Below are 26,107 nucleotides of genomic sequence, written 5' to 3'. Positions count from 1 at the left end.
TAGTTTTTAAGGGTATTGTATTTAATTTATTTGTACAAATTTACTTGCAATTACAGGATTTCCGTTAACGACAATTGTTAAATCTTGGTCACCATCTACAGTAAAATTGGTTTCATTGTGATTGACATCAACTTTTAAAATTTGATTTCTAAAGTTGATTTTAAACGAATAACCGTCCCATTCTTTTGGTATTTTTGGAGAGAAATGCAATTGATCATTTTTAACTCTCATTCCTCCAAAACCTTCTACAATACTCATCCATGTTCCGGCCATTGAGGTAATATGACAGCCTTCTTCGACTTCTTTATTATAATCATCAAGATCAAGACGAGAAGTTCTTAAATAGAAAGTATATGCCATATCCATTTTATCTAAATGAGCGGCCTGAATCGAGTGTACGCAAGGTGAAAGTGAACTTTCATGAACCGTAAAAGATTCGTAGAATTCGAAATTGCGTTTTAATTCTTCTTTAGAAAAATGATCTTCAAAGAAATAAAAACACTGCAAAACATCGGCTTGTTTAATGTAAGGCGAACGTAAAACACGATCCCAAGACCATTTCTGGTTGATTGGTCTTTGCGAACGATCAAGATCTTTTACAGGAACTAAATCTTTGTCTAAGAAACCGTCTTGCTGCAAATAAATTCCTAATTCCTTAGAAGTAGGGAAGTACATATCATCAGCTACTTTTTTCCATTCCTGAATTTCAGCAGCAGCAAGATTTACTTTTTCTAAAATACGTTTGTGGTCTGCAGGATATTCTGCAGCGACTTTAGTGATTTGTTCTGATGCATAATCAATACACCATTTGGCAATATAATTGGTGTAGAAATTATTGTTGATGTTGTTTTCGTATTCGTTTGGACCTGTAACTCCAAGAATTACATATTGATTTTTCTCTTTAGAGAAAGAAGCTCTTTGATGCCAGAAACGCGCAATCCCGATTAAAACTTCCAATCCTTTTTCTGGAATATAAGAGTAATCTCCGGTAAAACGGTAATAGTTATAAATTGCAAATGCGATCGCACCATTTCTGTGAATTTCTTCGTGCGTGATTTCCCATTCGTTATGACATTCTTCTCCATTCATGGTCACCATTGGATATAAAGCAGCGCCATTTTTGAAACCTAAATTATCCTTCGCATTTTCAATCGCTTTATCCAATTGATTGAAACGATACGTCAATAAATTACGCGCAACCTGCTGATCTTTTGTCGCCATATAAAACGGAATACAATAAGCCTCAGTATCCCAATACGTTGATCCTCCGTATTTTTCTCCGGTAAAACCTTTTGGACCAATATTCAAACGAGAATCTTTTCCTAAATAGGTTTGATTTAATTGAAAGATATTAAAACGAATTCCTTGTTGTGCTTTTACGTCGCCATCGATTGTAATATCTGACATTTCCCAGATTTTTGCCCAGGCATCAATTTGATTTTGAAGTAAAGCATCGTATCCTAAATTAAGGGCAGATTTTATTGTTTTTTCGGCTGCAGCCAAAGTATTATCATGGTTTAAAGAAACCGTATATCCTCCAATTTTCTGGATAGATGAGGTTTGCCCTTTTGCGATAATAGTTCCGTAAGTATATTGAACTTTATCAGCACTTGAATCGATTGTCGAAGGCGAAACATGAATATCTTCATCGTTTGCCAAAATCGTATTGTGCATGAAAGTCGTTACTTTAAAATGCGTTTTAAAAGTCTGTGCGGTTACAAAAGCTTCATTTGTTCCTTTTTTAACTTCAAGCGGTTCCCAGAATTTTTCTTCCCAGTTTGCATCTTCATTGGTTACACCGGCATCAACATAAGGTTTGTAGACAATTTTGGCATCTTTGTTTAAGGGCGTAATATCAAATTTGATAATTCCCGTTTCATCCAGATCCAAAGAAAGAAAGCGACGTACGTTTACGGCTATTTCAGTTCCGTTTTTCAACGTTGCTTCAAAAGAACGATTGTACCATCCTTCTTTCATATTCAGTTCTCTGCGGAAATTTCTAACTTCGGTACACGTATTTAAATCAAGATTTTCTTCGTTGATTTCAACGTCAATTCCAATCCAGTTTGGAGCGTTTAATACTTTTGCAAAATATTTTGGATACCCGTTTTTCCACCATCCCACTTTAGTTTTATCCGGATAATAAATTCCGGCAATGTAACTTCCCTGAAAAGTTTCACCAGAATAAGTTTCTTCAAAATTGGCACGTTGTCCCATCGCACCGTTTCCGATACTAAAAAGACTTTCAGACGATTTTACTCTTTCTACATCAAATCCTTCTTCTATTATGGACCAATTGTCTGGTTTTATATAATCTTGATTCATTTTTTTAAATTAGATAATTGGGCAATTAGATAATGTGTCAATTAGAAAATGTGCCAATTTGATAATTATTCGTTTTGGGTTATTTCTAATTTGGTTCTATCCTTAATTACTCGTTGTTTTACTATTTTACTTTTTAATTGATGATTTTATTTTTAAAATTGGTTTCTTTAATTAGATAATTCAAGATTTCGTGAATTATCTAATTATCAAATTGACACATTGCGACATTCTTCACTAACCGATTAGTTTCTCGATAAAACTTGAGTCGATTTCGGTAAAATCTTTAAAAATATAATCAGCTTCATGTAAAATTGTTTCCTCACCAATTCCTACACTTACCATTTCTGCTATGTTTGCCGCTTGAATTCCGGCAACAGAATCTTCAAATACTATTGCATTTTTTGGATCAATATGTAATAATTGAGCCGCTTTCAGGAAAACTTCCGGATCTGGTTTTGCGTTGGTAACGTCATTTCCGTCAACAATAACATCGAAATACGAAAGAATTCCTGTTTTTTCAAGGATTGGTCTTGCATTTTTACTGGCAGAACCCAATGCAATTCCCTGATTTTTTTCTTTTAATAGTTGAAGCGTTTTAAAAACTCCCGGAAGAATCTCACTTTCATCCATGTCAACTAAATAAGATAAGTAATCTTCATTTTTTTGAATTAACCATTTGTCTTTGTCTTCCTGAGAAGCCTGAACATTTCCTAATTCAAGAATTATATCTAACGAACGTACACGACTTACCCCTTTAAGCAACTCGTTATTTTCGTGTGTAAAATTTATATTTAATGATTGAGCGATTTTCTGCCAGGCTAAAAAGTGGTATCTAGCGGTATCGACAATTACGCCATCAAGGTCGAATATGAATGCTTTTTTGTTCATTATATGAGAAATTCTTCTTTATTATTTTTGAATAGTATCGTCTACATCTTTTACTTTGTAGACTAAAAGAGCAGCGATTAAAAAGCTTACTCCACTGGTAATTAAGGCGTAAATAGCATCACCATTATAAAGGTATTTTACAATTGGACCTCCAATAAGTGCATTTACAATTTGAGGAATTACAACGAAAAAGTTGAAAATACCCATGTAAACCCCCATCTTTTTAGGAGCAATTGATCCTGCAAGAATGGCATAAGGCATTGCTAAAATACTTGCCCAGGCAACTCCAATTAAAATCATTGGTAATACAACCCAGTCTTCATTTGGCATGAAATAAATCGAGATTAACCCAATTCCTCCAATGATTAATGAAAGTGCGTGAGTTGATTTTCGGCCAATTTTTTTAGCGATATAGGGTAAGAAAAACAGTGCGATAATAGCAGAAACTAAATTGTAAACTCCAAACAGAATTCCCACCCAATCTCCGGCATCTTGATATTGCTGGCTTGAAGTGTCGCTTAAAGGCAAACCGTAAATATGATGCGCAATGGCTGGAGTTGTAAAAACCCACATTCCAAATAATCCAAACCAAGAGAAAAATTGTACCCAACTCAATTGACGCATTGTTGTTGGCATTTTTGCAAAGTCTGTAAAAATGTCTGTAAGTTTAGATTTTTCTTCAGAAGGAACATCTACTTCACTTTGAGGATCTTCAAAATTGGCTAATTCTTCAGGTGAATATTCTTTTGTTGTAAAAAGGGTTACTAAGATTGAACCAATTAAAACTGCAGCTCCAATGATAAAAGAAAGTGTCAAATTCAAAGGCACACTTCCGGGAACCGTACTATTTGAAACATGAAAATACTTGGTTAGAACATAAGGCAAAGCGGAACCAATCACGGCGCCAAAACCAATTAATGAAGTTTGAATACTGAAACCTGCTGTACGCTGATCTGTTCTTAAATTATCACCAACCAAAGCACGAAATGGCTCCATGGCAATGTTGAAAGAAGCATCCATAATCATTAACATTCCGGCCCCAACCCATAATGCAGGTAATACTGAAATGAAAATATTAGCTTGTGGCATTAAAATTAATCCAACTGAAGCTAAAATAGCGCCAACAAGAAAAAATGGTTTTCGTCTGCCAAATCTTCCCCAGGTTTTATCACTGTAATGACCAATAACAGGTTGTACTATTAATCCCATAAGGGGAGCAATAATCCAGAACCATGAAAGTTCATGTACGTCGGCACCAAAAATTTGAAGAATTCTGCTGGCATTTGCATTCTGAAGTGCAAACCCCATTTGTATTCCCAAGAAACCGAAACTCATGTTCCAAATTTCCCAGAAACTTAATTTACGCTTTTCCATTATCGTAATTAAAGAATTAATTAGACGATAAGCGCTTTGCTTATCAAAACTTACTGTTTTTTTCGAAGTAAAAGTAAAAGCTTTGACGGCGGTAAAAGTATAAATTATTTTTAGATATATGCTAACAAAAAAGCCACAAATATTATTTATGGCTTTAGAATGTATTTGATTTTAAGAAAATTAGTCAGTAGATTCTCTTTTTATAAGGTGTGTTTCGATAACTTCCGTAGTATAATTTTCGTTTTCTTCTTCGTCGTCATTATGTTCTGCTTCGAGTCTTTCGATCAGCATTTTAGCGGCTTTATTTCCCATTTTTTCACCACTCTGGCTTACAGTTGTAATACTTGGCGTTGAGTATTTAGAGATGATTCCGTCAGTAAAAGCAATTACGGCAAGATCTTCCGGAACTTTAAGTCCCATTTTGCTTGCTGTTTTGATAATGGTTACTGCAAAAAGCTCATTTACAGCAAAAACAGCATCAAAAGCCCTGTCGTGTAAAAGCTGGCTTATGGTGATTTCACAAGTATCTACGTCTTCAATTTTTATGATTAAATCTTCATTAAATGGTAATCCGTTGTCAAGAAGCGCTTTTTCGTAACCGTCTGTTCTTAATTTTCCAACACTTACATAATCAACGGTGGTTACAAGGGCAATCTTTTTTCGGCCATTATCAATCAAACTCTGAACAGCTTCATAAGCGGCAGCTTTATCATCAATAATAACTTTGTCGCAAAGGATATCATTAGTAACTCGGTCGAACATCACAACTGGCATTCCTTGATTGATAACTTCGGTAATATGGTGGAAATCACCTTTGTACTGAGTTTCTTTAGAAAGTGACATGATGAAACCATCGATACTTCCATTGGCTAACATCTCCATATTCAGGACTTCTTTATCGAATGAATCATCAGACAAGCATATGACAACACTGTAGCCATTTTCGTTTGCAACCTGTTCAATTCCGTTGATTACCGTAGAGAAAAAATAATGTACAATTTCCGGAATAATAATACCAATACTTTTGGTTTTTCGATTTTTTAAACTAAGAGCAATATTGTTAGGTTTATAGTTGTAAAACTTTGCAAAAGCTTGGACTTTTAGGCGGGTTTCTTCTCCTATTTCAAGACTGTTTCTAAGTGATTTTGAGACAGTTGAAATAGACACGTCAAGTTCCTTCGCAATCTGTTTTAAGGTTATTTTGCGTTTCATAGTTATTATTGAAAAAAATCTAATTATTAATAAAGGTATCTTTTATTTTTTGATTTGTCATTTTTTGACTGAAAAGATTACAAAATATAGAAAGTTTTCAACACTATCACGTTTTCGTAATCCAATATAAATTGTAACTGGTTGGCCGTGTTAATAAATTCCTAATTTTGAAATTCGAAGTAAAATTAAAAACTTAACTAACAATCAAAAACTCAAACTAATTTAAACAAAAAGTATGAAAACAATTTATAAAAAGTTGTTATTTTTATTCTTACTGTTGCCGTTTACTGTACTAGCTCAAAGTACTTTAAAAGGAACAGTTGCCGACCAGGCAACGGGACAACCAATCCCGGGAGTAAACGTAAGTGTACAAGGTGCTCCGGGCGGAACATCAACAGATTTTGACGGTAAATTTCAGTTATCTAATTTAAAAAATGGAGACAAAATTTTGGTTTCATTTATTGGATACAAAACGTCAACTGTAACTTTTAATGGTCAACAAACATTAAGCGTTTCTTTAGAAGAAGATACAAATCAACTTAAAGAAGTTGTGGTACAAGTAGGTTACGGTACTGTTAAGAAAAAAGATGCTACAGGTTCTGTGTCTCAAATTGCTGCGAAAGATTTTAATAAAGGGATCAACGTAACTCCTGAGACTTTAATCAGTGGTCGTATTTCTGGTGTAAATGTAACTGGAGGAGGAGCTCCCGGAGCTAAAGCAGATATCAGGATTCGTGGAGGATCTTCTTTAAATGCTTCAAATGAACCATTAATTGTATTAGACGGACTTCCGTTGAGTAATGCTGTGCCAAGTGGTTCTACAAGTATTTTATCTACAATTGATCCTAATGATATTGAGTCATTTACGGTTCTTAAAGATGCATCTGCAGCAGCGATCTACGGGTCAAGAGCGGCAAATGGTGTAATCGTTATTACGACTAAAAAAGGAAGTAAAGGTGGTGTAAAAGTTAACTTCAGCTCTCAGGTTGGTATCAATACAGTAGCGAATACAGTAGATGTAATGAGCGCAGATCAATACAGAGAATTGGTAAAGACTAAAGGTTCACCAGCTCAACAAGCTTTGTTGGGTAATGCAAATACAAACTGGCAAGATGAAATTTTTCATACAGCCTTGACAACTAACAATAATATATCTGTAAGCGGTTCTTTGTTCAACAAATTGCCTGTACGTTTATCTGTTGGAAATGTTGATAATCCAGGAATCTTAAGAAACACTTCTTTTGAAAGAACTACGACATCGATATCGTTAAATCCGGTTCTTTTTGATAATCACTTAAAAATTGATATTAGTGGAAATTTATCTTTTGGTAAAAATCAATTTCAGGATGAAGGTGGAGTTATTGGAAGTGCTATTGGATTTGATCCTACACAACCAGTTTATCAGGCAGGTTCTCGTTATGGAGGATACTTTGAATGGTTAGAGCCAACTGGAAACTTACCTTTATTACCGGCAAGAAATCCTGTAGCAAGATTAAATCAGGATAACAGAAGAGCAACTTCAACCAGAAAATGGGGGAATGTTAGAGTAGATTATAAACTTCATTTCTTTGAAGATTTAAGAGTTGTTGCAGAAGCTGGTATCGATAGATTTGACAGCAGCGGATATACAGAAGTAAGTACACAAAGTGCGTTAGGATATCAGCCAAAAGCGTTTAGTGATCCGGCTTATGTAAATTTAGGAAATTACAGCAACTATACTGATGCGCTTCAAAATAAAAACTTAAATGCTTATTTTAATTATACTAAAGATATTGGAAAAATTAAAATTGATGCAACTGCGGGTTATAACTACCAATTGTTTCAAAAAGAGAAATATTCATCTGGAGAAACAAGACAGCCAAATCCTAATGAGGATGTTGCTACAGATCCGGATGTTAACTTACAATCTTTCTTCGGACGTTTGAATTTAGGGTATGACAGTAGATATCTATTGACTTTAAATTATAGAAGAGACGGAACTTCTCGTTTTTCTGAAGATAACAGATGGGGGAATTTTGCAGGAGGCGCTTTTGCTTGGAATTTGTCTGAAGAGGCTTTCTTAAAAGGTAATTCGACTATTTCAAATTTAAAATTAAGAGTTGGTTACGGAACTACAGGTCAACAGGATATCTCGGCTCAATATGATTATTTACGCAGGGTAACTCTTGGAACAATTAATTCGCAATATATTTTTGGTAACACTATTTATTCAACTGCAAGACCAGAAGGATATAACGAAAATATTAAATGGGAAGAATTGACAGAGTCTAACGTGGGTATCGATTACGGATTCTTCAACGACAGAATTACAGGATCTATTAACTATTTTGATAAAAAATCTACAGATTTATTAGCTGATATTGCAGTTCCTGATGGTGCGAATCTTAGAAATCAAGGTTTCTTTAATATTGGTAGTGTAAGAACAAAAGGGGTTGAATTTAGTATTGCTTCTGATATTGTTAAAAACGACAATTTGACTTGGAATGTAGCTTTTAATACGACTTATATCGACCAGAATATTTCTGAGTTAGGAATTACGGTTCCTGGTTTTCAGGGTTATTTAACCGGAGATAATATCGCTGGTGGAAACGGAAATAAAATCCTTATCAACTCAGTAGGATATTCACCAAATTCATTTTTTGTGTATGAGCAATTATACGATGCAAACAAAAAACCAATTGCTGGTGCTTATGTAGACAGAAACGGAGATGGAAAAATTGATACAGCAGATCGTTACAGAGCTGGAAAAGCGGCTCCTGATTATACTTTTGGTTTGTTTTCTACATTAAACTACAAAAAGTTTGATTTTACAATGAACTGGAGAGCAAGTGTAGGTAATAAAATTTTTGATAACGTAAGTTCTAATTTAGGTTATTCTGATGCTGGATTAAGAAGACAAACTGATTTGTCTAACGTAAGTTCAGATTACTATAATACTGGTTTTACTTTTGAAGATAATGGTACATCACGTTACTTGTCTGATTATTTTGTAAAAGATGCTTCTTTTATCAAATTAGATAACATTACACTTGGATATACTTTAGATAAAACAATCATAAAAGCTGCTACTTTAAGATTTACAGCTGGTGTTCAGAATGTTTTCATTCTAACAAAATACAATGGTTTAGATCCTGAGAAATTCAACGGAATTGATAATAATGTATATCCAAGAGCAAGAACATTCTTGTTTGGAGTAAATGCGAATTTCTAATAGTAGACTGAAAATCAAAAATTTAAAAACAAACAAAATGAAAATATCATTTAAATATATATCTTATTTTTTCCTATTCGTTTTAGGATTAAGTATGACGCTTACTTCGTGTACGGACGACTTAAACGTGACGCCAAAGGATGATGATGAATTTTTATCAGAAACCTTTTTTCAAGATCCTAAATCGTATAAAGAAGTTTTGGCTAAATTATACGCAGGTTTGTATGTGGGTGGTAATGATGGTGATGGTGATGCTGCTGTACCTGGAAAAAGTCCTGATATTGCAGGACTTGGTGGTGATTTTAGCAGTTACTTGAGATTACTTTTTGTAACACAGGAATTTACTACAGATGAAGCAATTATTGCATGGGCAGATGGTACTTTACCAACATTAAATGCTCAGACATGGTCTCCTGCAAATGAATTTCTTGAAGGAACTTTCTCAAGAGCATTTTACCATATTAGTGTTGCTAATGAATTTTTAAGACAAACTACAGAGGAGAAATTAACTGCAAGAGGTGTTGATGCAAACTTAAAAGCTGATATCGCTAACTTTAGAGCCGAAGCTCGTTTTTTAAGAGCTTTCTCTTATTACAACTTAATGGATTTATTTGGAAATGTGCCAATTACAACAGAAAAAGATCCTGTTGGATTCTTTTATCCGGAACAAAAAACAAGAGCAGAAGTTTTTGCTTTTGTTGAATCTGAATTGAAAGACTTAGATAATAGTTTAGTGGCGTCAAAAGCAAATGAATATGGAAGAGTTGATAAAACTGCTGCTAAATTTTTATTGGCACAAGTTTATTTAAATGCTAAAGTATATATAGGTGTAGATAAAAACAATGAAGCTGCAACTTTATGTAATGAAATTATTACGGGTTCAGGATATACTTTCGCAAATGTTCCTTACCGTTATTTATTCTCTGCAGATAATAATAGAAATGGTGCTCAATCTGAAGTTATTTTCCCAATTGTTGGTGATGGTAATGCAATTAGAGCAACTGGTGGAGGTATGAGTTTTATCATGCACGCTTCTATTGGAGGTAGCATGGATGCTGCATCAAGAGGTATGGATGGTGGATGGCAAGGGATTAGAACTCGTAGAGAGTTTGTAAATCTTTTTCCTGATGAAACTGCAACCGGAGATAAAAGAGGTACGTTTTATACAAACGGACAATCTAAAGACATTAATAATGTTTCGACTTTTACAGATGGTTATGCTGTAACAAAATATATCAATAAAAATGCTGATGGTTCTGCAGCGCAAAGAAATGATATCCCGGATATCGATTTCCCAATGTTCAGATTAACGGATGCTTATTTAATGTATGCTGAAGCAACTCTTAGAGGAGCTGCAAGCGGAAACCTTACAACTGCTTTAGGGTATGTAAATCAAATTAGAGCAAGAGCAAATGCACAGGCAATTACACTTCCTCAATTAACTCTTGATTTTATCCTGGATGAAAGAGGAAGAGAGTTATTCTGGGAATGTCACAGAAGAACTGATTTGATTCGTTTTGGAAAATTTAGTGGTTCGTCTAAAATCTGGCAATGGAAAGGTGGTTCTGTAAATGGTAACGCTACAGAGTCATTCAGAGATTTAATGCCTATTCCTGCAAGAAATATTCAGGCAAATCCAACTTTGAAACAAAACCCTGGATACTAACTTTATAAAACATTAAAATGAAAAATATATATAAAATTTTAATCGCATTTATTGGTGTTTTGGCGGTTTCATGTAATGCTGATGATGTTGAGAACAGACCTGTTATTGATGCAGCGACTGCTCCGGTATTATTAACACCAAAATCTGATTTTAGTATTGTACTATCAAAAGAAACAGAGAAAAACGTTGCTACAACTGTTACTTGGAATAAGGCAACTTATACCGTACCTCAGGCAATAATAAATTACACAATTCAGGTTGCAAAAGCAGGAACTAATTTTGCAAGCCCGGTAACTGTAATGAGCACAACTGCTATTTCGCAAGAAGTAACAGTAGGAGAATTAAACTCTGCATTGGTAAACGGTGGTTTTGTTGAGAAAGAAGTAAACAATGTTGATATCCGTGTTAGATCTGTTGTAGGAGCTTCAGGGATTCCTCAATACTCTAATAGTTTTACGATCAAAGCGACACCTTATCACATACCATTAGCTAGTTCTCACTGGTTAGTTGGTGCAGCTACACCTGGAGGATGGTCTTGGGATGGCGATGCAGAAACTGAGTTTCCTTTAGTTGCTGGTCAAAGTAACATCTATCAGGTTACTCTTGTTCTTAAAAGCGGAGAAGGATTTAGAGAATTTATCAAAAATGACTTCACAAGCGGTGGTAACTGGGGTGGAGACAACAGTCATAACTTTACTTACTATTCAGGATTGGGTTACACGATTGATTCAGAATTAGTAAATGCTGGTGACGGAGATTCTAATTTTAAATATATCGGACCTACAGGATCAAGAGTATTTAAAATTGACAACGTTGCAAAAACAATAACATTAGATTAATTTCTAGCTGTAAATAAATAAGGGCTACTGTCAGGTAGCCCTTTTGTCGTAGACAAAATAAAAATTGGTTATGTTAGTAATGTAAAGGGGCTGTCTGTAAAAAGGCAGCCCTTTTATTTTACATTTTTTCTTTGTTATATTCTCCAATTACGGCAAAATACCCAAAGGTTCCCAGTCCTAAAACAATAAGCGGAGTAAGGATAAAAAGAATGATGATTCCAAAGACTAAATCGTCTTGTTTGTCTGATAGAAGTTTGGGTAAACCAAATTCAAATACGCAAAAATAAGCCGCTGCAACCGCAAGAACAATCCATAAAACACCTAAAATTTGTTTGATCGCATTCATAATTATGTATATTAAAGGTGATTAGTTTTGTTTTTATTATCGATATAAATCATTCCAATTACAAAGCAAACAGAAGCTATAATAATAGGATACCAAAGTCCGTCAAGATAAAAGTCAGGTTTTCCGGCTTCTTTTGAATGAGTTACAAAATACGTTGATATAGCCGGAAGTAACCCTCCAAAAATACCGTTCCCAACATGATATGGCAGCGACATCGAAGTATATCTGATTTTTGCCGGAAACATTTCGACCAGAAAAGCTGCGATAGGCCCATAAACCATTGTAACAAATAACACCTGAATAAAGACTAAAAATATTAATGTCCATTCGTCTGCTGAATTTATAGTGATCGAAACACTACTTTGAGATTCTTTTTTATTAGCAAAATCAGTCTTCTTTTCGATATACGTAGTTCCGTCAGTATAGGTTTTTGAAATTAAGGTTATTATGTCATTATTTTTGGTTTTTTCGACACTTTCACTTCTTCTTTCTACAATTTCGGTTTTATAAGTAACGGCCGTGGTGTTGTACATCATTTTGTAGATTGGTCTGTAAAATATAATAGCCAGCAGCATTCCGCTCATCATAATATATTTTCTGCCCACTTTGTCACTTAGCCATCCAAAAACAATAAAAAAAGGAGTGCCTATTAATAGTGCAATTCCCAACAACCCATCGACCTGAGATGAATCAATATTCATTACGGTTTTCATAAAGCTCATGGCATAAAATTGTCCAGTATACCAAACCACACCTTGTCCCATTGTAGCGCCAAATAAAGCCAGTAAAACAAATTTTAAGTTATACCTGTTTCCAAAGCTTTCTTTTAGCGGGTTTGTGCTTGTTTTTCCTTCTTTTTTAGCTTTTGCAAATACAGGAGATTCATCCATGTTTTTACGAATCAAATATGAAACCCCTACCATTACGATAGAAACCCAAAACGGAACACGCCATCCCCAGGAATCAAAATCTTGAGCAGAAAGGACATTTTTGGTCGCCAGAATAACCATTAACGAAATAAATAATCCAACTGTAGCTGTGGTTTGGATCCAGGAAGTCCAATATCCTTTTTGTCCCACCGGAGCATGTTCAGCAACATAAGTGGCTGCTCCGCCATATTCTCCGCCTAAAGCCAGACCTTGTAATAAACGCAGAATTAAAACTAATAACGGTGCCATAAAACCAATGGTTTCATAACTGGGAATACAGCCTATTAAAAAAGTTGATCCGCCCATTAATAATAAAGTAGCCATAAAAGTATATTTACGGCCAATGATATCACCAAGTCTTCCAAAGAATAATGCTCCAAAAGGCCGAACTACAAAACCTGCTGCAAAAGTGGCCAAAGTCGATAAAAATGCCGCGGTAGGATTATCACTCGGAAAGAATTTTGTTGAAATTACAACGGCTAAACTTCCAAAAATATAAAAGTCATACCACTCAATCATTGTGCCCATTGATGAGGCCGAAATTACTTTCCAAATGCCTTTTGTAGAAGTTTTGCTCATAAAACGCTATGTGTTTTTAGTAATAAATAAAATCATTAAGTATCATTTTACGAATATATAAGATATTTTTTTATTTAGTTGATACTTTTTTAACAAAAATAGCTTAATTGTTGGCATCTGAGTTTTTAGTAATACTAATTGCATTAAAAGACACAAGATAATAACAATTTTACCGCAAAGAGCACTAAGATTTTACGCTATATGTTGAAAATCTGCTCAATCTGCAAAATCTGCGTGTAACAAAAAAGAAAAGTTCACAAAGTTGTAATTGATGCATTTTTGTCATTTCGAGGAACGAGAAATCACATCCAGAGAGCAACGAACCGTGAATATGTGATGTGATTTCTCGTTCCTCGAAATGACAAACTAGCAGTAAAACTTATCGGAATTAGATTGGAATTTTTGAAAAAGGATTTAAAAACAAAAAACCCGAATCCCGAAGCTTCGGGACTATTCGGGTTTTAACGGTGGTGCCTCCAGTCCCGAGGCTTCGGGAGAACAAGGGACAAATTATAATTTTCTTTTAGAAAGGATATCTTTTAAAATAGAGGGATCATTAATTATTTTGGTATTGAAAGGTTTGCTTTTCATACGTTTAATAAAATTTTCCAAATAGATTGCCTCTTGCTTATCGTTACATTCAAATGCTAGAACAATTTTCCAATCTTCAGCAATTTTTGTAAATGAGTTTGAATAGAAATGGTTTTGATGTTTTAAAATTCTTTCTTCAATATTATTAGATTCTCCAATGTAGAATTTTTGAGATGAATCAGAATAAAGGATATATAGATAATGCATTTGTAGAAAGTATTAAAAAACAAAAAACCCGAATATTACTATTCGGGTTTTAACGGTGGTGCCTCCAGGGATCGAACCAGGGACACATGGATTTTCAGTCCATTGCTCTACCATCTGAGCTAAGGCACCGTGCTGATTGCGGGTGCAAAGATAGAATCATTTTTCGTTTATCCAAAACATTTTTTAAAAAAAATGAATTCGTATCTTCGCGTTTATAAAAATGTAAACATGATTTTAACTGTCGATGTTGGTAATACTCGAATTAAAGCTACTGTCTTTGAGGGAAATACTGTTCTGGAGAATTTTGTTTTTGAGAAAGATGAACTTGAAAAAAAAATCAAAAATATTTTAGAAAAATTTCAAAATTGCTCAGATTTGGTTGTGGCATCCGTTGGAAATGTAGAAAAGCAATCTTTTTTGGCTTTCGAAAATGATTTACAGATCCATTTTTTGACCCACGAGGATGTTTTTCCTTTTGTAAATAAATATGCGACCCCAAAAACTTTAGGAATCGACAGAATGGTTTTGGCAGCTGGCGCAACTTTGCAGTTTCCTAAACAAAACAGACTGGTGATTGATGCAGGAACTTGCATTACCTACGATTTCATCGACGAAAACGATAATTATCTGGGCGGGGCGATTTCTCCCGGCTTGCGATTGCGTTATGAAGCCCTGCACAATTACACGGCCAGACTGCCTTTGCTCACTTTCGAATTGCCGGAACAATATATAGGTAACTCTACAGCGCAAGCGATTCATTCCGGAGTTGTCAATGGCTTCGTCTATGAGATTGACGGTTTTATCGATGAATATCGGGCAAACTTTTCAAATTTTATAATAATTTTAACGGGAGGAGATGCAGATTTTTTGGCTAAACGATTAAAAAATACCATATTTGCCAATTCAAATTTTCTATTAGAGAGTTTGAACCAAACATTTCAATATAAAAATCGACAATGATTAAAAAAATTATAGTAAGCGCTTGTTTGCTTATCTCGTTCGTTTCATTTGCTCAACAGGGTACTGCTTCTCCTTATTCTTTCTTTGGGATTGGTGATGTCAGATTTAAAGGGACTCTGGAAAACAGGTCTATGGCCGGGGTTTCGGTAGAGCAGGATAGTATCCATTTGAATATTGAAAATCCGTCCAGTTACGCCAGTTTGGGACAAACTACTTTTACTGTTGGAGGTACTTTTGCAAGTTCCGTATTAAAAACTACAGATAAATCTGAAAAAGCACAAAGATCAACTTTTGATTATTTAGCGGTTGGAATCCCAATGGGAAAGTTTGGAGCAGCATTTGGTTTGATTCCCGTAAGTTCAGTTGGGTATAAAATTCAAAACGACAATACAGGAACAGAAGGAGCAACAAGTACACAACTTCAGGGAAAAGGTGGAATTAACAGAGTGTTTTTTGGTTTAGGATATAAAATTAAAAAAAACTGGACTATTGGTGCTGATGCACAATATAATTTTGGTAAAATTACAACTACAAGCGTTGAGCTTGTTACTGGAGTTCAAAATGCTACTGCAGAAACAAATGCGTCTGAAGTATCTGGTGTTGGTTTTAATATCGGGACCATGTATCAAACAAAAATTGATAAAAAATTGACTTTGTTTACCAGTTTGAATTATAGTTTTGCAAGTAATTTAACGGCAAATAATACAAGGGTTATTTCTGTAGATGGTGATGCAGATCCTTATGAAGGAGCTCCGCATGAAGATAAATTGAAGATACCAAACAAAGTAACATTTGGTGCCGGTATTGGGCAACCCAGAAAATGGTTAGTAGGTACAACATTAGCGTTTCAAGGTAACGGACAACTTGCCAATTATTACAATGCTGCGGATAATATAAGCTATGAAAAATATCAAAAATATGCAGTAGGTGGATATTATATTCCTAATTACGCATCGTTTACAAGTTATCTTAGCAGAATTACATACAGAGCCGGTCTTAAATATGAAAAACTTGGTTTGATTGTTAACAACGAATCAATTAATGATGTTGGTATGAGTTTAGGAGCTGGAATTCCGCTTGGTAATGGTTCTTTTTCTAATGTTAACGTTGGGTTAGAATTTGGAAAAAGAGGTACTACTTCTGCAGATTTAGTTCAGGAAAATTATGTCAACTTTAGTTTGAGCTTCTCTTTTAACGACAGATGGTTCGTGAAAAGCAAATTCAACTAATTGTTCGCTTTTATGTTTTTCTAAGCTCATTACAATTTACTACATTTGGCAAATGAATTTACCAAAAAGATATATTATAACCGTTGTCACAGTTTTTGCTGTGACACTGTTTTTTGGATGTGAAAGTAATTTTAAAGAAGTTCAAAAAATTAACTTCTCAGAGTTTGTTCCCGGAAGTGATGCAGATACAGTAAATATAAAATATACAGATTCAGGTCTTATAACTGCGGTTCTAAAAAGCCGTAAAATGTTAGATTACTCTAATCTGGATTTTCCTTTTACTGAATTTCCAAAAGGAATTGATGTTACTTTATATGATAAAAAACAAAAGCGTACTTTTATTGTGTCAAATTATGCCGTTTCTTATAAGCCAACCCAGATAATAGATTTACAGGGAAAAGTAAAAATTACGTCAGAAACCGGGCAAATGCTTGAAACGGAACAATTGTACTTTGATCAGAAAAATGAATGGTTTTATACCGAAAGAAAATTTAAACTTACAGATGCAAAAGGAGTTTCTTACGGTCAGGGCATCGATTTTAGTAAAGATTTTAAAGTAATTAATTCACAGCGTGTAAGCGGTGAAATAGAATCAGACGAAAAAATATAATTATGGGCATTTTAAAATACACACAATATCTTTATTTATTAATTGCAGCTGCTTTCATTTATGATGGTATTACGAAGCTAAATTCACCTGGTGAAAACCCTTGGTTGAGCTTTATAGTTGCAGGAGTAAGCGTTTTTATGTTTTTCTTCAGGAGAAAATACGCCAAGAAATTTGACGACCATTATAAAAAACAGTAAAAAATGGAAATTAGTATTATAATACTATGTTTAATACTATCAGCCTTTTTCTCAGGAATGGAAATAGCCTTTATTTCCTCGAATAAAATTTATCTTGAAATAGAGAAAAAACAAGATAATTTTTTATCCCAAATCCTGACTAAACTTACAGAGAATCCTTCAAAATTTATTGCTGCAATGCTTATTGGTAACAATGTAGCATTGGTAGTTTATGGTTTTTACATGGGAGATTTAGTCCTGAAATGCATTGGAAGTTTTGGATTTCATTTTTCTGATGCCACTAGTTTATTGGTTCAAACCATAATTTCGACTTTTATCGTTTTGATAACTGCGGAGTTTTTTCCAAAAGTTTTTTTTCAGATTTATGCCAATTCACTGATTAAGTTTTTTGCAATTCCGGCCTATCTGTTTTACAGATTGTTTTATTACATCTCGACATTTTTTATCTGGATTTCGGATTTTGTTTTGCGAAAATTTTTCAAAACAGAAGGCGATCAGGTACAATTGTATTTTAGTAAAATTGAACTGGGTAATTATATCACAGAGCAAATGAACTCTGTAGAAGATGATGAAGAATTAGATTCAGAAATTCAGATTTTTCAGAATGCCTTAGAGTTTTCAGGCGTAAAAGCGCGTGATATCATGACGCCGCGTACAGAGATTGTAGATATAGATTTATTCGATAGTATTACAGATCTTAAGGAATTGTTTGTCGAAACCGGTTATTCTAAGATAGTGGTGAGCCAAAACTCGCTTGATGATATTGTGGGTTACGTGCATTCGTTTGATTTGTTTAAAAAGCCTAAAACAATAAAATCAGTTTTGATGACCGTTGAGTTTGTTCCGGAAACCATCCTGATAAAAGATGCTCTGAATTTATTGATTAAAAAACGAAAGAATGTTGCGGTTGTTTTAGATGAATATGGAGGAACTTCAGGAATTATAACCATTGAGGATATAGTAGAAGAACTTTTTGGAGAGATTGAAGATGAGCACGATTCTGAAGAAGAGGAATTGATTGAAGAGGAATTAGGTGAAGGTAAGTATTTGTTCTCGACCAGATTAGATGTTGAGTATTTAAATGAAACTTATAAGTTGAATATTCCTGAAGAAGATTCTTACGGAACCCTGGGAGGATTTATTGTAAATTCTACAAAAGAAATCCCTCAAAAGGGCGAAGAAATAGTGATTGACAGCTATTATTTTGTAATTGAAGAAGCCACAAATAAGAAAATTGAATTGGTTAAATTGACAATAAAAGAGTGATTTTTTTAATTAATGAAAAAAATTGTGTAAAATAAAACGCTAGTTGTATTGTTATTAACTAGATAATTGTATTTTCGCAAACTGAATATAAAATTAACGATAATAAAAATGGCAGTTTTAGCAAAAATTAGACAGCGTTCCGCTTTATTGATAGGAGTTATTGCACTTGCATTATTTGCATTTATAATACAAGATCTTTTCACCAGAGGAAGTTTCGGTCAAAGTTCAAAAGATGTAGGAAGCATCGATGGAAAAGATATTTCATTTGAAGACTTTAGAGTTAAAGTTAGTAATGTTGAAAAAAGTGGACAAGGAATTACTTCCACTGAAGCTGCAAACAGAGTTTGGGATCAAGAGGTTTCGATCGCATTATTATCAGCTGAATTTGATAAATTAGGATTAAGAGTTGGTGAAAAACACTTACTTGAAGTTTTAAAATCAGATCCAAATATTGGTAAAAACCCAATGTTTTTGAACGCAGCTGGTGCTTTTGATGTTGTAAAGTTTAAAGAATACTTTAAAGCTAATCCTGAAGCAGCGCAATATATTTCTGAAAAAGAAAAAGATGCTGAGTTAAACGCAAAATTTCAAATCTACAATACATTAGTAAAAGCAGGTCTTTATACTACAGCTAGTGAAGGGAAATTAAAATATGAAATGGAAGCTAACAAAGTAAACTTTGCTTATGCTGCAGCTTTATATTCTTCTATAAAAGATAGCGAAGTAAAAATTTCTGATTCGGAAATTGTAGATTACATGAAGAAAAACGAGAAAAAATTCAAAGCAGATGCTACTCGTGAAATTCAATATGTTTTAGTAGAAGATAAAGCTTCAAAAGAAGACGAAGCTGAAATCAAAGCTAAAATCACTGCATTATTAAACGGAAGAGTAGAGTACAATGCTAAAACAGGTAAAAACGATACTTTGCCAGGTTTTAGAAACGCAACTAACATTGCTGAATTTGTAAACTCAAATTCTGATGTTCCTTACGATTCTACTTATGTACCTAAAAATGCTTTACCAGCTGTAGATGCTGATAAATTATTCAGCTTGCCTGCGGGAGCAATTTACGGACCATATGTTTACGGAAAATATTATGCTATCTCTAAATCTTTAGGATTTAAAGCTGGTGTTAATGCAAAAGCAAGTCATATTTTAATTGGTTATGAAGGATCTCAAACTCCAAACCAAAAAGAAAAAAGAACTAAAGAAGAGGCTAAAGCTAAGGCAGAAGAAATTCTTGCTCAGGTTCAGGCAAATCCGGACAGTTTCATGATGTTGGCTTTTACGAGCTCTGATGATTCATCTGCACAACAAGGTGGTGATTTAGGATATTTTGGACCAAACCAAATGGTAAAACCATTCAATGATTTTGTATTCAACAACGGAATTGGAAAAGTTGGTTTAGTTGAAACTCCTTTTGGATTTCACATCATCAAAATTACAGATAAACAAGACGGAATTCGTTTAGCTACAATTGCTCAAAAAATTGAGCCTTCTGAAGCTACTTCTGATAAAGTATTTACATTGGCAACTAAATTCGAAATGGATGCTGCTGATAAAGATTTTAATGCTACAGCAAAAGAGTTAGGCTTAAAAGTTGCTCCTCCTGTAACTGCAAAAGCTATGGATGAAGCGTTTGGTCCTTTAGGAAACCAACGTAACATTATTAGATGGGCTTATGATAAAGAAACTAATACAGGTGATGTAAAACGTTTTGAAATCGCTAATATTGGTCACGTAATTGCACAATACAAAAGCGAAAACAAATCTGGTTTAGTATCTGTAACATTGGCGAGACCTTATGTTGAGTCAATCTTGAAAAACAAGAAAAAAGCTGAAATGCTTAAAGCTAAAATGACAGGTTCTACTATCGAAGCTGTAGCTAAAAGTGCTGGTGTTGCAGTTCAACAAGCAGCAAATGTAACTATGGATAATCCGGTTTTACCTGGAGGAGTTGGACAAGAGCCTAAAGTTGTTGGTAATGCATTTGCATTAGCTGCAAATAAAGTATCTGCTCCAATTGAAGGAAATACAGGAGTTTATGTGGTAAAAAACATTAGTACTGTAAAAGCGCCTGCAATTGCTAATCATGCTGAATATGTTGCTAAAGTAAAAGCTCAAAGCGCATCTGACGCAAGCAGAATTTTACCAGCTTTGAAAAACAATGCTAAAATTGAAGATAACAGACTACAATTTAATTACTAGTTTTTTAGTAATTAAGGTTTAAATATAAAACCCGAAACATTCCTTTGAATGTTTCGGGTTTTTTGTTAAATATAATTTGTAACTGTTTTGTAGTAAATGTTTTATCTATTTATTTAACTACATGGGAATAATGGAAATATAATTTAAAATATTTGTGATATTCAAATTATTACAGTTAATTTGTCCGAATTTTAATTCTAATAACGTAAAATTTTTTACGTAAGTGTTAGGTAAGGAATAAAAATATTAATGAAAAGAAACGACTTTAATAATCAGATGCTGAATGTTTTATAAGTTTAATTTGTTCAAAAGAAAACCTCGGGTATATTCCAAAATAGAAAATCATATTTACGGAATAATTACGGAGCTTTTAAAAGTTGGCAGTACTGACATCAATGTTGATGAATTGGGCGGCAAATACTATTTAAGTAACGAGGAGCAGCATTTTAAGGTTACTATATTAAGTAACGATTATGTGATCAGACTTACAAATACCCGTGATTCTGTTGCTGAAAAATACGATAAGATTTTTGTAGAAGATGTTTTGCGAGCCGTTAAAGAAGAGAAACACCGCAGAATGGAAGTGGTCTATGATTCTATTACAAATAGTATAGAAAAAATGGCAGAACGTTTACATAACACATTAATTGAGTCTAATGAGTTAGAAACTCAGAAAGTTCGCCATCTTGAAAAAACATCATAAGTATAAAAAAAGTAAACTATTTAGTTTACTTTTTTTGTTTTAGGTCTTATCGCAAAAACGAATAATTATTTCTGTAAAATCATCTCATCATAGGAAAGAATTGTTTCATATCCTTTTGATTTAAAATAGGTTTGCGGATTTTCTTTTGAAATTGCCATAACAAAATCACCGCCCCAGGCACCCAGACTTTTGACTACACCATTAAAATCAGGGAAAGCGATTTCTTTAATCGTGCGAATTTCTAAAATATTGCTTAAATGAATTTCATGCTTTTCGACATTATGGGCAAATTCTTTAAGGGTTTTTGCTTGTAAGATCGCTTCGGTAATTTTATCGTTGTCAATAATATTATGGGCGAGATTCTGGTTTTTGTTATTATAATATGCGCTAATAGCTGCTTTGCTATTTTGTTTTTTATTAAGGTAAACAAAGTAAATGTGCTGCGTAAAGTCCGGATTAAAAGTAACCGGTTCTACTACTGACGAATTTTCGTCAAGACTGTAAATAATGGGAGTGTTATTTTGTGCGCAGGCAATATCATAACCACTTCCTCCAAAGCTGTTTTTAAGCAGTGTAAAAGCGTCAATTTGGGTCCATTGTGCAATGTTGTTTAACAAAGTCGATGATGTGCCTAATCCCCAATTTTTAGGGAATGTTAGTTGTGTGATGATTTTGTATCCTTGAGAATTAGTAATAAAATCGGGATTTAAAAGGTAAGCTTCGTGAAGAATATTGATTAAAGTTGTTTTTACAGTTTCAATCTCAGTAGCTGCATTAGTAATGATTTCTGAAAATGAAATGGTGTCTTCGTACCATAGTTGTTCATCAAAATTGTAGCTTTTCCATTGAATTTCTTGATTTGAGCCATTTTCTACAATTAAATTCTGTCCAAATTTTGTAGGTAATGCAAACGCTTTTGCGCCATCTAATACTAAATATTCGCCTGTAATTAAGAGTTTTCCGTTACTGTAAAAAGTTGTTTTCATTCTTGGTTTTTTAGCCCCGATAGTAGTGGAAATCCTTTTGTACAGTCCCGAAGCTTCGGGGGGCATAAAAGATTGCAACGAATAGCGGGAATAGCTTCTGATTCTGACTAAATTATCTTCTTAAATTTTCAATAAATTCTACAACGGCACTATGTGATACCGCATTTTTCTTGAAATGGGTTTTTATTAAACGGCGTTCTTCTTCGCTGGCCTCAAATTGGTTGATGATATTATTTAGGTGCATTTTCATATGGCCTTCCTGGATTCCGGTTGTAGTTAAGGAACGTAAAGCGGCGAAATTTTGTGCCAAACCTGCAACAGCAACAATTTGCATTAATTCTTGCGCAGAAGGTTTTTCAAGAATATCAAAACATAATTTTACTAAAGGATGTAAAGAGGTTAATCCGCCAACAGTTCCTAAAGCCAACGGAATTTCAAGCCAGAAAGTAAAAATCCCGTTTTCTATTTTAGCATGGGATAAACTTGCATATTGGCCATTTCTGGAAGCATAAGCGTGAACGCCGGCTTCAACAGCTCTAAAATCATTTCCGGTGGCAAGAATTACGGCGTCAACACCATTCATGATTCCTTTATTATGGGTTACGGCTCTAAAAGGTTCAACTTCGGCAATTTGAACTGCTTGTAAAAAACGCTCAGCAAATTCTTGCGGATTATCGATATGTTTTTCTTTCAGATCTTCGATAGGGCACGAAACTTCGGCTCTTACAACACAATGCGGAACATAATTAGATAAAATACTCATAACAACCTTTAGGGATTCATCTTCAGAAAATAAATCTGAATTCTGAAATTCATCTTTCAAAGTGGTTGCAAATTGTTCTAAACACGAGTTGATAAAATTGGCGCCCATGCTGTCTTTTGTTTCAAAAGTTGCATGAAGCTGAAAATAATTCTCCAATAAACTGCGTTTGTCTTTTAGTTTAATGTCTAAAATTCCTCCACCACGTTGTTGCATATTTTTTGTAATGCTTTGTGTCTCAGAGAAAAAATTAGGTTTTATCTGATCAAAAAACGATTGAAGTTTTTCTGCATCGCCGCTGTAAATAAAGTGTACCTGACCAATCTTTTCAGTATCGATTACGGTTGCTTTAAAACCGCCTCTGATTGACCAGTATTTTGCTGCTTTTGATGCGGCTGCAACCACTGAACTTTCTTCAATAGCCATTGGAATCGTTTTGTATTTTCCGTTGATTAAGAAGTTAGGAGCTACTCCAAGTGGTATATATAGGTTTGTAATGGTGTTTTCAATGAATTCATCATGCAATTGTTGAAGCTTTTCGTCTGAATTCCAGTAATTTCTTATAATATTCAGCGCTTCTTCAGGGTTTGAAAAATAAGTATTGGCAATCCAGTCTATTTTTTCTTTTTTGGATAATTTAGAAAATCCGGCAACAGCGTTGTTCATTCTCAGTATTTTAAATAATAATGTCGCGGCAAAGATACCATTTTAAGAGTTTTGTTTGCAAAGTATTTGAAATTTGAAAAGTACGCAAACGTTATTTTTTTTAACATTTAACAGTTGAAATGTGTATTATGTTCATTTTTTTTACTAAAATTGGGCTCTTTTTTATATTTAAAATAATTCTAATGAATACAAGTAAAATTACTGTAATACTTTTATTTTTAGTTGCTACTGTTTTTGGTCAACAAAAAATTACTATCGAAGATATTTATGGTGGGGTATTTCGGGCAAAAGGCATGGACGAATTGCAATCTTTAAAGAATACAGATCAATATACTGTTTTAAATGTAGATCAGGCAAGTAGAAGTATGCAGATTGACTTATATGATTTTGCAACACTAAAAAAAGTATCGAACTTAATTGACACTAAAAATCATGCAGCACTTGCTGAGGGAATTGATAGTTATACTTTTGATGCCTCTGAAAAAAAGATACTAATTGCTTGTAATACTAATAAAATTTTTCGCCACTCCTTTACGGCAGATTACTTTTTATATGATATAGCATCTAAATCATTAACTAAACTTTTTGATTTTCAGATTCAGGAGCCTACTTTCTCTCCTGACGGGACTAAAATTGCGTATGCCAGAGAAAACAATCTTTATGTATATGATGTAGCTTCAAAAAAATCAACAGCAGTTACAACTGATGGAAAAAAGAATGCCATTATTAATGGTATTACGGATTGGGTTTATGAAGAAGAATTTGCTTTTGTAAGGGCTTTTGATTGGAGCAAAGACAGTAAGAAGCTTGCTTATATTCGTTTTGACGAAAGTAAGGTTCCTGAATACTCAATGTCAATTTTCAAAAAAGACTTGTATCCAACTATTGAAACATTCAAATATCCGAAAGCAGGAGAAAAAAACTCAGAAGTTTCGTTACATGTATATGATGCAGCGGGAAATACTACTAAAAAAGTTGATTTAGCCAATTATAATGATTTCTATATTGCAAGATTACAGTGGACAAATGACAATAATATATTATCTGCTCAGGTTTTAAACCGCCATCAGGATAATCTTGATTTGGTATTTGTTGACGGAACTACAGCAACTGCAAAAGTAGTTTTGAACGAAAAAGATAAAGCATATGTTGATGTTACTGATAACTTAACATTCTTAAAAGATAATAGTTTTATCTGGACAAGCGAAAAAGACGGTTTTAATCATATCTATCTTTATGATAAAACAGGAAAGCTTAAAAATCAGGTTACAAAAGGAAACTGGGAAGTAACTTCATATTACGGTTTCGACGAAAAAAACAAAACTATTTTTTACCAGTCTGTAGAAAATGGTTCTATCAACAGAGATATTTACCGCATAGGATTAGACGGAAAAAACAAAGTTCGTTTATCTAAAAATACTGGGGCAAACGCAGCTACTTTTAGTCCTAATTTTCAGTATTTTATAAATACTTCTTCGAATGCTTCTCAACCTGTAACTTACAGTTTAAACGAAGCTAAAACTGGAAAAGAAATTCAGGTTATAGAAAACAATCAGGCACTTGCGGAGAAATTGAAAGGGTATAATTTGCCAACCAAAGAATTTTTTGTTTTAAAAACAGCTAAAGGAAACGAGCTAAATGCATGGATTATGAAGCCAAAAGATTTTGATGCTTCTAAAAAATATCCTGTTTTTATGATTCAATATTCAGGTCCTGGATCTCAACAAGTTGTAAATCAATGGGGAAGTTCTAATGAGTATTGGTTTATGATGCTTACGCAGCAAGGTTATATTGTGGCTTGTGTAGATGGTAGAGGAACAGGTTATAAAGGTGCTGATTTCAAGAAGGTAACACAAAAACAATTAGGAAAATACGAAGTAGAAGATCAAATCGATGCTGCAAAAGTAATAGGTGCTTATCCTTATGTTGATGCATCAAGAATTGGAATCTGGGGATGGAGTTATGGTGGTTTTATGGCTTCAAACTGTATTTTTCAAGGAAACGATGTGTTTAAAATGGCAATTGCTGTTGCTCCGGTAACAAACTGGCGTTTTTATGACAGTGTTTATACAGAAAGATACATGCAGACTCCACAGGAAAATGCAAGCGGATATGATCAAAACTCTCCAATAAATCACGTTGATAAATTAAAAGGTAAGTTTTTATTGATTCACGGATCTGGTGATGACAACGTTCATGTGCAGAATTCTATGCAAATGATGGAAGCGTTGATTCAGGCTAATAAACAATTTGATTCTCAGATATATCCGGACAAAGATCATGGTATTTATGGCGGTCAGACGAGAATTCAGCTTTATAATAAAATGACTAACTTTATCAAAGAAAATTTATAAT

20 protein-coding genes and 1 tRNA gene are annotated in these 26,107 nt (G+C 33.9%); 11 read left to right on the top strand and 10 right to left on the bottom strand.

The window, feature by feature from the left end; translation table 11 throughout:
• Positions 1–21: 21 nt before the first annotated feature.
• The 4 genes from BXU01_RS20945 to BXU01_RS20930 form a co-directional block, all read right to left on the bottom strand.
• A complete protein-coding gene (locus tag BXU01_RS20945) occupies positions 22–2,325 on the bottom strand; it encodes a glycoside hydrolase family 65 protein (protein ID WP_083695154.1) in 2,304 nt (767 codons plus the stop codon).
• A 234-nt stretch (positions 2,326–2,559) separates the two neighbouring features.
• A complete protein-coding gene (gene pgmB, locus BXU01_RS20940) occupies positions 2,560–3,213 on the bottom strand; it encodes a beta-phosphoglucomutase (protein WP_083695151.1) in 654 nt (217 codons plus the stop codon).
• Positions 3,214–3,234: 21 nt separating this feature from the next.
• Complete coding sequence (locus BXU01_RS20935) at positions 3,235–4,587, bottom strand: MFS transporter (protein ID WP_083695148.1); 1,353 nt, start codon at positions 4,585–4,587, stop codon at positions 3,235–3,237.
• A gap of 180 nt (positions 4,588–4,767) precedes the next feature.
• Complete coding sequence (locus BXU01_RS20930) at positions 4,768–5,799, bottom strand: LacI family DNA-binding transcriptional regulator (protein ID WP_055097291.1); 1,032 nt, start codon at positions 5,797–5,799, stop codon at positions 4,768–4,770.
• A gap of 235 nt (positions 5,800–6,034) precedes the next feature.
• Here BXU01_RS20930 and BXU01_RS20925 point away from each other — a divergent pair, with 235 nt between their 5' ends.
• The 3 genes from BXU01_RS20925 to BXU01_RS20915 are packed head-to-tail and all read left to right on the top strand — an operon-like array spanning position 6,035 to position 11,515.
• Positions 6,035–9,010, top strand: a complete 2,976-nt coding sequence (locus BXU01_RS20925) for a TonB-dependent receptor (protein WP_083695145.1) — start codon at positions 6,035–6,037, stop codon at positions 9,008–9,010.
• A 37-nt stretch (positions 9,011–9,047) separates the two neighbouring features.
• Positions 9,048–10,676, top strand: coding sequence for a RagB/SusD family nutrient uptake outer membrane protein (locus BXU01_RS20920; RefSeq protein ID WP_083695468.1), 1,629 nt, complete (start codon positions 9,048–9,050; stop codon positions 10,674–10,676).
• A 17-nt stretch (positions 10,677–10,693) separates the two neighbouring features.
• Positions 10,694–11,515, top strand: coding sequence for a SusE domain-containing protein (locus BXU01_RS20915; RefSeq protein WP_083695142.1), 822 nt, complete (start codon positions 10,694–10,696; stop codon positions 11,513–11,515).
• 118 nt (positions 11,516–11,633) lie between these two features.
• Here the strand turns inward: BXU01_RS20915 and BXU01_RS20910 are convergent, their stop codons facing one another.
• From BXU01_RS20910 to BXU01_RS20895, 4 genes are all read right to left on the bottom strand, one after another.
• Positions 11,634–11,861, bottom strand: a complete 228-nt coding sequence (locus BXU01_RS20910) for a DUF6814 family protein (RefSeq protein ID WP_056244706.1) — start codon at positions 11,859–11,861, stop codon at positions 11,634–11,636.
• Positions 11,862–11,872: 11 nt separating this feature from the next.
• On the bottom strand, positions 11,873–13,369 hold the full coding sequence (locus BXU01_RS20905) for an MFS transporter (RefSeq protein WP_083695139.1): 1,497 nt from the start codon (positions 13,367–13,369) through the stop codon (positions 11,873–11,875).
• Positions 13,370–13,879: 510 nt separating this feature from the next.
• The gene (locus BXU01_RS20900) at positions 13,880–14,167 is read right to left on the bottom strand and encodes a GIY-YIG nuclease family protein (RefSeq protein WP_083695137.1); all 288 of its coding nucleotides are present in this window, start codon (positions 14,165–14,167) and stop codon (positions 13,880–13,882) included.
• A gap of 56 nt (positions 14,168–14,223) precedes the next feature.
• A tRNA-Phe gene (locus tag BXU01_RS20895) sits at positions 14,224–14,296 on the bottom strand.
• 99 nt (positions 14,297–14,395) lie between these two features.
• Between BXU01_RS20895 and BXU01_RS20890 the strand changes: the two genes are divergently transcribed.
• The 7 genes from BXU01_RS20890 (at position 14,396) to BXU01_RS20860 (ending at position 21,340) form a co-directional block, all read left to right on the top strand.
• Complete coding sequence (locus BXU01_RS20890; protein WP_083695466.1) at positions 14,396–15,127, top strand: type III pantothenate kinase; 732 nt, start codon at positions 14,396–14,398, stop codon at positions 15,125–15,127.
• Positions 15,124–16,356 (top strand): hypothetical protein, encoded by a 1,233-nt coding sequence (locus tag BXU01_RS20885; protein WP_083695134.1) that lies wholly within the window; start codon positions 15,124–15,126, stop codon positions 16,354–16,356. Before BXU01_RS20890 ends, BXU01_RS20885 begins: the two co-directional genes overlap by 4 nt.
• Positions 16,357–16,408: 52 nt before the next feature.
• Positions 16,409–16,966: an LPS export ABC transporter periplasmic protein LptC gene (gene lptC / locus BXU01_RS20880; protein WP_055097279.1), complete on the top strand. Its 558-nt coding sequence runs from the start codon at positions 16,409–16,411 to the stop codon at positions 16,964–16,966.
• Between the two features lie 2 nt (positions 16,967–16,968).
• Entirely contained in the window at positions 16,969–17,163 is a 195-nt protein-coding gene (locus BXU01_RS20875) for a hypothetical protein (RefSeq protein ID WP_083695131.1), read from the top strand.
• Positions 17,164–17,166: 3 nt separating this feature from the next.
• Positions 17,167–18,429, top strand: coding sequence for a hemolysin family protein (locus BXU01_RS20870; protein WP_083695128.1), 1,263 nt, complete (start codon positions 17,167–17,169; stop codon positions 18,427–18,429).
• A 108-nt stretch (positions 18,430–18,537) separates the two neighbouring features.
• Positions 18,538–20,637, top strand: a complete 2,100-nt coding sequence (locus tag BXU01_RS20865; protein WP_083695125.1) for a peptidylprolyl isomerase — start codon at positions 18,538–18,540, stop codon at positions 20,635–20,637.
• A gap of 283 nt (positions 20,638–20,920) precedes the next feature.
• Complete coding sequence (locus BXU01_RS20860) at positions 20,921–21,340, top strand: hypothetical protein (protein WP_083695123.1); 420 nt, start codon at positions 20,921–20,923, stop codon at positions 21,338–21,340.
• A 65-nt stretch (positions 21,341–21,405) separates the two neighbouring features.
• Here BXU01_RS20860 and BXU01_RS20855 read toward each other — a convergent pair whose 3' ends face one another.
• Both BXU01_RS20855 and BXU01_RS20850 read right to left on the bottom strand, forming a co-directional pair.
• On the bottom strand, positions 21,406–22,326 hold the full coding sequence (locus tag BXU01_RS20855; RefSeq protein WP_083695463.1) for a GYDIA family GHMP kinase: 921 nt from the start codon (positions 22,324–22,326) through the stop codon (positions 21,406–21,408).
• A 112-nt stretch (positions 22,327–22,438) separates the two neighbouring features.
• Positions 22,439–23,752 (bottom strand): hydroxymethylglutaryl-CoA reductase, degradative, encoded by a 1,314-nt coding sequence (locus tag BXU01_RS20850; protein WP_083695120.1) that lies wholly within the window; start codon positions 23,750–23,752, stop codon positions 22,439–22,441.
• 182 nt (positions 23,753–23,934) lie between these two features.
• Between BXU01_RS20850 and BXU01_RS20845 the strand changes: the two genes are divergently transcribed.
• Positions 23,935–26,106 (top strand): S9 family peptidase, encoded by a 2,172-nt coding sequence (locus BXU01_RS20845; RefSeq protein ID WP_083695118.1) that lies wholly within the window; start codon positions 23,935–23,937, stop codon positions 26,104–26,106.
• Position 26,107: the final 1 nt, after the last annotated feature.

Source organism: [Flexibacter] sp. ATCC 35103, from assembly GCF_001975985.1.
GTDB lineage: Bacteria > Bacteroidota > Bacteroidia > Flavobacteriales > Flavobacteriaceae > Flavobacterium.
Note: the sequence above shows the minus strand (reverse complement) of the source record. Positions and strands in the feature narration are given on the sequence as shown.

Bases quoted from the DNA above. Each gene is read 5' to 3' on its own strand.
- BXU01_RS20945 (WP_083695154.1), bottom strand. From the start codon at position 2,325: ATGAATCAAGATTATATAAAACCAGACAATTGGTCCATAATAGAAGAA.
- pgmB (WP_083695151.1), bottom strand. From the start codon at position 3,213: ATGAACAAAAAAGCATTCATATTCGACCTTGATGGCGTAATTGTCGAT.
- BXU01_RS20935 (WP_083695148.1), bottom strand. From the start codon at position 4,587: ATGGAAAAGCGTAAATTAAGTTTCTGGGAAATTTGGAACATGAGTTTC.
- BXU01_RS20930 (WP_055097291.1), bottom strand. From the start codon at position 5,799: ATGAAACGCAAAATAACCTTAAAACAGATTGCGAAGGAACTTGACGTG.
- BXU01_RS20925 (WP_083695145.1), top strand. From the start codon at position 6,035: ATGAAAACAATTTATAAAAAGTTGTTATTTTTATTCTTACTGTTGCCG.
- BXU01_RS20920 (WP_083695468.1), top strand. From the start codon at position 9,048: ATGAAAATATCATTTAAATATATATCTTATTTTTTCCTATTCGTTTTA.
- BXU01_RS20915 (WP_083695142.1), top strand. From the start codon at position 10,694: ATGAAAAATATATATAAAATTTTAATCGCATTTATTGGTGTTTTGGCG.
- BXU01_RS20910 (WP_056244706.1), bottom strand. From the start codon at position 11,861: ATGAATGCGATCAAACAAATTTTAGGTGTTTTATGGATTGTTCTTGCG.
- BXU01_RS20905 (WP_083695139.1), bottom strand. From the start codon at position 13,369: ATGAGCAAAACTTCTACAAAAGGCATTTGGAAAGTAATTTCGGCCTCA.
- BXU01_RS20900 (WP_083695137.1), bottom strand. From the start codon at position 14,167: ATGCATTATCTATATATCCTTTATTCTGATTCATCTCAAAAATTCTAC.
- BXU01_RS20890 (WP_083695466.1), top strand. From the start codon at position 14,396: ATGATTTTAACTGTCGATGTTGGTAATACTCGAATTAAAGCTACTGTC.
- BXU01_RS20885 (WP_083695134.1), top strand. From the start codon at position 15,124: ATGATTAAAAAAATTATAGTAAGCGCTTGTTTGCTTATCTCGTTCGTT.
- lptC (WP_055097279.1), top strand. From the start codon at position 16,409: ATGAATTTACCAAAAAGATATATTATAACCGTTGTCACAGTTTTTGCT.
- BXU01_RS20875 (WP_083695131.1), top strand. From the start codon at position 16,969: ATGGGCATTTTAAAATACACACAATATCTTTATTTATTAATTGCAGCT.
- BXU01_RS20870 (WP_083695128.1), top strand. From the start codon at position 17,167: ATGGAAATTAGTATTATAATACTATGTTTAATACTATCAGCCTTTTTC.
- BXU01_RS20865 (WP_083695125.1), top strand. From the start codon at position 18,538: ATGGCAGTTTTAGCAAAAATTAGACAGCGTTCCGCTTTATTGATAGGA.
- BXU01_RS20860 (WP_083695123.1), top strand. From the start codon at position 20,921: ATGTTTTATAAGTTTAATTTGTTCAAAAGAAAACCTCGGGTATATTCC.
- BXU01_RS20855 (WP_083695463.1), bottom strand. From the start codon at position 22,326: ATGAAAACAACTTTTTACAGTAACGGAAAACTCTTAATTACAGGCGAA.
- BXU01_RS20850 (WP_083695120.1), bottom strand. From the start codon at position 23,752: ATGAACAACGCTGTTGCCGGATTTTCTAAATTATCCAAAAAAGAAAAA.
- BXU01_RS20845 (WP_083695118.1), top strand. From the start codon at position 23,935: ATGAATACAAGTAAAATTACTGTAATACTTTTATTTTTAGTTGCTACT.